General features: G+C 68.4%; 5 protein-coding genes. All 5 read right to left on the bottom strand.

What is annotated here, in order from left to right:
• Positions 1-108 precede the first annotated feature (108 nt).
• From ACFXI3_RS35230 to ACFXI3_RS35210, 5 genes are read right to left on the bottom strand one after another with little or no spacing between them, the layout of a single operon-like run.
• On the bottom strand, positions 109-1,305 hold the full coding sequence (locus ACFXI3_RS35230) for a cytochrome P450 (RefSeq protein WP_378405484.1): 1,197 nt from the start codon (positions 1,303-1,305) through the stop codon (positions 109-111).
• Entirely contained in the window at positions 1,302-2,570 is a 1,269-nt protein-coding gene (locus tag ACFXI3_RS35225) for a methylaspartate mutase (RefSeq protein WP_344272058.1), read from the bottom strand. Before ACFXI3_RS35225 ends, ACFXI3_RS35230 begins: the two co-directional genes overlap by 4 nt.
• A complete protein-coding gene (locus ACFXI3_RS35220) occupies positions 2,567-3,043 on the bottom strand; it encodes a cobalamin B12-binding domain-containing protein (protein WP_378405482.1) in 477 nt (158 codons plus the stop codon). Before ACFXI3_RS35220 ends, ACFXI3_RS35225 begins: the two co-directional genes overlap by 4 nt.
• Complete coding sequence (locus ACFXI3_RS35215) at positions 3,040-4,254, bottom strand: type III PLP-dependent enzyme (RefSeq protein WP_378405480.1); 1,215 nt, start codon at positions 4,252-4,254, stop codon at positions 3,040-3,042. The genes ACFXI3_RS35220 and ACFXI3_RS35215 overlap by 4 nt, the downstream gene beginning before the upstream one ends.
• A complete protein-coding gene (locus ACFXI3_RS35210) occupies positions 4,251-5,720 on the bottom strand; it encodes an AMP-binding protein (protein WP_378405478.1) in 1,470 nt (489 codons plus the stop codon). The genes ACFXI3_RS35215 and ACFXI3_RS35210 overlap by 4 nt, the downstream gene beginning before the upstream one ends.
• Between the last annotated feature and the right edge of the window lie 194 nt (positions 5,721-5,914).

The following is a 5,914-nucleotide window of genomic DNA, read 5'->3' as shown; positions in this document are numbered from 1 at the left end:
TGCGCACTCCACCGCGGTAGCCAGGCAGCATTCATGGGTCGTCGGTCGGATCGTAGGGCGGGCTCGCGCCGCGCCGGATCCCCAGAAAACGTCGTTAGGGGCGGGAAATCACCAGGCGACGCGCAGCAGCGACGGGCCGCGCACGATCACCCCGTACTCCCATTTCACGCCGTCGCGCCCGTCCGCGAGCCGCAATTCCGGGAACCGCTCCAGAATCGCTTTCAGCGCCTCCTGCAGTTCCAGCCGGGCCAGCTGCGCCCCGATGCAGTGGTGCGGGCCGTGCCCGAACGCGACGTGCGGGTTCGGGCTGCGGGTGAGGTCGATGACGTCCGGGTTCGCGAACACCTCCGGATCGCGGTTCGCCGCGTGCAGCGCGGGCAGCACCGGATCGCCCGCCCGCACCACGACGTCGCCGATCCGGATGTCCTCGCGGGCATACCGGGCGAACATCGCCGCGGTGTTGATCGGCACCCAGCGCAGCAGCTCCTCCACCGCGGTCGGCATGATCTCCGGCTGCGCCCGCAGTTGCGCGAGCAGCTCCGGCTGCGTCAGCAGGGTGAAGATGAAGCTCGGCAATGCCGAGGACACCGTCTCCACGCCGCCGGTGAGCAGGCCCGCGCCGGCGATCGAGATGAGCTCGTTTTCACTGAGCTTGTCCCCGGCGTCGCGCGCGTAGACGAGCGCGCCGAGGAGGTCGTCGGTCGGGTCCTCGCGGCGTTGCGCGACCAGCTGGGCCACGTAGTTGTCCAGCTGATCGCCGTAGACGTCGAGCACATCGCCCTTCGCCGTGGCGTCGCTGACCAGCGCCTGAGTCCACTCGCGGAAGATCGTGTGGTCTTCCTTGGGCACTCCGAGCAGGTTGCAGATCACCGTGACCGGCAGCGGCCGCGCGAGGTCCTCGACGAGGTCGCCGGGCGCGCCGTTCTCGATCATCGCGTCGATCAGCTCGTGCGTCAGGACGCGGACGCTCTCGCGCATCGTCTCCAGCCGGCGCGCGGTGAACGCCTTCATCACCAAGCGGCGCAGGCGGGTGTGGTCCGGCGGGTCCATGCCCATGATGCCGTCGCCCATCTGCTGACGGCGCATCCGCGGCTGGTCCAGGCCCTGGGCCAGCTCCCGGCTGAACCGCGGGTCCGCGCTCACCAGCTTGACGTCGGCGTACTTCGTCGCCAGCCACGCCTGCTCGCCGAAGGGCAACTGCACCCGGCTCATCGGCTCGTCGCGCTGCAACTGGTGGTAGGTCTCGGATACGGACGTCTCGTGCATGTCGAACGGATACGCCCGGACGGTACGGCGCGTGCTCATCGCGAATCCCCTCCGATCGCGGTCATCGGCTGCTCCAATGCCTGGGTGTCATGGGTGTGCTGGACGTACGAGAGCGCCGACATCAGCGTCGACGAGGTGATCCGGCCGCTCGGCGCGCGTTCGGCGATCCCGCGCAACGGCAGCGAACCGAGCTCGGACCAGCCGAGCCGGCCGTCCGCGTCGAGCGTGCTGCGCGCCTGCCCCGCGTTGTCCGGGTGCAGGCAGTAGGGCACGTCGAGCAGACCGCGTTTGAAGGCGACCACGAGCGCGCGGTCGAGATCGGCGTGGCTGTTGAGGACCGCGTCGACCAAGGCGTAGGCCTCGCGGTACACCTGGTTGTCTTCGTCCACAATGGTCTTGACGCCTTTCGCCGAGGCTGCCGCGTGTTCGAGCGCGGTCACGTTCTCGGCGACGGTCGGGATGCGGTGGGCTTCGGCTGCGGTCTTGACGATCAGCCGCTCCGAACCGGTGCTCATCGCCAGCTCGGCCGCCTTGCCCAGCAACAACATCGCGCCGTCGGGCGTGCGCGGGAAGAGGCCCATGTAGGCGTAGATCACCACGTGCCAGGTCGCTTCCGGCAAGAACTCGGCGCACAACCGGCGCAACGCGGCAACGGCTTCGCGATCCTGCTGCAGGTTCGTTTGCTGCGCGTAGCTCACCGAAATGCTGCGCACACCCTTGCGGTAGAAGAACAACGCCTCCAGCACGCTGATCGCGACCAGCTCGCTCGGCGGACACAGCTGTCCGAGCATGCAGCCGCCGAACGTCTCCAGATGCGGACGGCCTCCCGGGTGTTCCGCGTCGACCAGCAGATCGCAGCAGTACGCCCAATTCCGCACGGATTCGTCGAGCGGCGTGCGGCTGTAAGGCAGGCAGTAGGAAATCGGGCCGCCCTCGGTGGCATGCAGACCGGCGGCGATCATCGCGCGGAAGATGTCCACCGGCCGGGCCGAACCGTGCCGGACCTGCACCGGGAAGTCCGGGCCTTCGAGACCGTCGAGCATCGCCCTGGTCACCTCGGGCGGATGGTTGACGATCGGGTAGCCGTTGAGCGGAATTCCGTTGCGCAGCGCGTGTTCCGCGGAATCGGTGTCGCGGACGCGGGTGTAGCTGTCGAGCGTGAGCGTGCCGACAGTCGCGGCGTTCGCGCGCTTGGTCGCGACCAGCCCGGCGCGCATCGCGGCCGGACTGTCGAAGCCCATGCGCGGCTGCACGACCAGTTCCCCGGCCGCGTGCCGCTGCGCTACGAACCGCTCGAAGCTCACGCTCCCTCCAACTGGCTGACCCCGCCGGGAAGCGTGGCCGCGAAGTGCCGGAAGGCGGCGACGTTCTGCTCGTCGAAGACCCCGTCGAACCCGGCGAACAGCAGTTCCGCGGTCTGTTCGTCGGAAAGCGGGCCTCCCGTGCCGAGTTTTCCGCCGATGACGATCGGCAGCCGGCGCAGCCCAGGAAGCGCCCGCAGCCGTTGCACGACCCGGAGCCCGTCCTGGTAGCCGTGGCCGTTGACGCTGCTCAGCACGAGCATCGACGGACGGCGGCTGACGCATTCGGACTCCAGCAGCTCGTCCGGCACGCACGCGCCGAGGTTCACGACGTCGAAACCGAGTTCCGCCACCAAGAGTTCGAGGTAGACCAGGTTCCAGGTGTGCGAATCGGACGCCATGCTGCTCACGATCACCGTGCGCCCGCTGGGTTCTTCGACGATGCTGCCGCCGTAAGCGCGGACTTCCTCGCTCATGGCGACACCTCATAGGCTCGCTGATAGTCCAAACGAGACACCGAAATGACCTCGTCGCCGCGAACCACGACCTCGGTCGGCGCGGGGCGGCCGAGGAAGCTGATCAGACTCGCGGTGACGCCGTACGCGCCCACGTTCGGCACAGTCAGCAGGTCTCCGGCCGACAGCTCGGGAAGCTTCGCAGCCTTAGAAAGCGAATCGCCGGGAGTACACAGTGGACCGACGAGTTGCCCCGGGTTGTCGCCGACCTGCTCGACCCCGACCGCGGCGGGCAGCAGGCGTCCGATGCCGGAAAGGCCGCCGACCACGTTGATTCCGGCGTCGAGAATGACGAACCGGTGGCCCCGGCTCTCCTTCACGTTCACGACGCCGGCCAGCAGCGTCCCGCAGGTCCCGGAGAGATAGCGGCCGGATTCGCAAGCCAGCTCGACCTCGCCGCTGCGCCACTCGGGCAGGTAGAGGTCGAGAAGCTGCTCCAAACCGTTGCGCAGCTTCGGGTAGTCGGTGCGCTCGCCGGGAACCGCGTACGGCGACGAGAATCCACCGCCGATGTCGAGCAATTCCAGCGGCAGTCCCACTTCCTGGCGAAGCTGCGAGGCCGACTGCAGCACGAACTCGTACTCGCCGAGCAGCGCGTCCTCGTCCTGCGCGTTGCTCATGGTGAAGAAGTGCGCGCCGACGATCTTGGCTCCGTTGACCGCCTTGAACAGCGGCATCAGCTCGGGCAGAGTCTCGGCGTCGACACCGAACTGCGACGGGCGGCCCATCATCCGGATCCCGGTCGACGCGCTGCCCTGCGTGGTGTTCACCCGCAGCAGGCAACGCGCGACAGTGTCCTGCCGTTCCGCAGCGGCACCGACGTGCTGCAGGTCAGTCAGCGATTCGACGGAGAACAGCCGGACGCCCGCGGTGATCGCCGCGTCCAGCTCGCCGTCGGTTTTGCCCGGACCGGTGTAGAGGATGTCTTCCGGCGCGAACCCGGCGGTCAGCGCGTTGGCCAGCTCGCCGGTCGAGCTGATCTCCGCGCGGCAACCGCCCTCGCGGAGTTCGCGGGCGATCTCCGGATGCGGGTTGGCCTTCAGCGCGTAGTAGACCGCGAACCCCTCGGGCAGCAGGCTGAACAGCTGATCGCGCGACTGGGCGGTCACGTCAAGGTCGTACACGTAAGCCGGCGTGCCGAACCGTGCGGCCAGCTCGTCGTACTTGCTCATTTGCGGGCACCTTCCACCAGCAGGGCGAGTTCCTTCGTCGCGTTCTTGCCGTGCGCGGTGAGCGGGAACTCGTCCACGACGTGGCACAGCGCGGGCACCTTCTGCGGCTCGAGCCGCTGCGCCAGTTCCTTGAGCACCGTGGTCGGCGGCAGGTCGCTTTCCACGCAGATCGCCAGGTCGCGCGTCTCGCTCGGCGGGATCGCCCCCGCCGCGCGCACGCCCGGGATGTCCATCGCGGCCGCCTCGATCTCCAAAGTGGACATCCGGATTCCCTTGCGCTTGAACATGTCGTCGCGGCGGCCCTCGAAGTAGAGGTAGCCGTCCTCGTCGAGCCGGCCGTAATCGCCGGTGTGCAGCCGGAGCTCGCCAGTGGCCTCGTCGCGGCGGAACGCTCGCGCGGACAGCTCCGGGGCGCGCCAGTAACCGGGCATCACGTGCGGTCCGGCAGCCACGATCTCGCCGATTTCGCCCGCGGGCAACGGAGTCCCGTCGGCGGCGAGGATGTGCACGGTCGTGCCGGGCAGCGGAAGGCCCGACGAACCCGGACGTTCGGTGTCTTCCTCAGGCGGCATCACGGTGATCCGCTTGCACTCGGTCTGGCCGAACTGGCGGACAACACGCACGCCGGGGAAGGCGTCGCGGAGCTTCTCGATCGTCGAATCCGGCAGCGCCGCACCGGTGTTGGTGAACAGCCGCACCGGAGCCGGTTCGCGCTGGTCGCGCTCGGCCAGCGTGGCGATCATCGTCGCGAGCGAAGGCACGATCGGGACGACCGTCGCGCCGACCTCGCGCATCCGTTGCAGGAGGCGAAGATCGGACTCGGCGTCGGCGAGCACGATCTCGCTGCGGCCGAGCGTCGAGAGGAGGACTTTGTACAGGCCGTAGTCCCAGGACATCGGGAAGCGGCAGAAAACGACGTCGTCCTGGCGGTACCCCAGCACCGCCTGGATCGCGCCGGCCGCGAAGGTGACCTGCCGGTGCGGCCCGATGACACCCTTGGGCGCGGCCGTGCTTCCGGAGGTGTAAACGAGGACCGCGACGTCGTCGAGGTCGACCTCGGTCGGCTCTGTGCGAGTTTTGTCGCGGTAAGCTTCTTCGACTTCCGTCCACAGTGGAGCGAACTCTTGGGGCTGCAGGATCAGCACCGGTTCGGCGTTCTCGACGACAGAGTCGAAATGGAACTGCTTCATCGCCGGATTGATCGGCACGAACACCGCGCCCCGCCGCGATGTGCCGTGGAAGAGCGCGACCAGCGCCCGGTCCGTCGGCAACTGCACCACCACGCGATCGCCGCGCCGCACCCCGCGCCGCGCGAGGACCGCCTCCACCGCGTGACTCCAAGCGGCCAGCTCGGCATACGTCCACACCCCCGCCCGGTCGCGCACCGCGGCGGCGTCCGGCGCGCTGGCCACCGCCGCGTCGAGCAGGGCATGGACGAGAGAACCGGATTCGTTCACGACTGCCACTCCCGAAAGGATTCGTAGAATCACCGTGCCTGCGCGGGATAGCTCCCCGACGTCGGGAAAGTTATCCGCGCGCAGGCGGTGATCCACACCCCTAACGGCCCCTAGCTGGCAGTCTGCCGGTCCGTGAAGGGCTCCTTGAGGGAATCTGATTCGCACAAGGATCCCAAAACGGGCCGTAATCGGGGGAGGGGCTG

The sequence above is a fragment of the Amycolatopsis sp. NPDC059235 genome (genome assembly GCF_042754125.1).
Lineage (GTDB): Bacteria > Actinomycetota > Actinomycetes > Mycobacteriales > Pseudonocardiaceae > Amycolatopsis > Amycolatopsis albidoflava.
The sequence above is the reverse complement of the archived record's forward strand: the minus strand, read 5'-3'. Positions and strand labels throughout refer to the sequence as shown.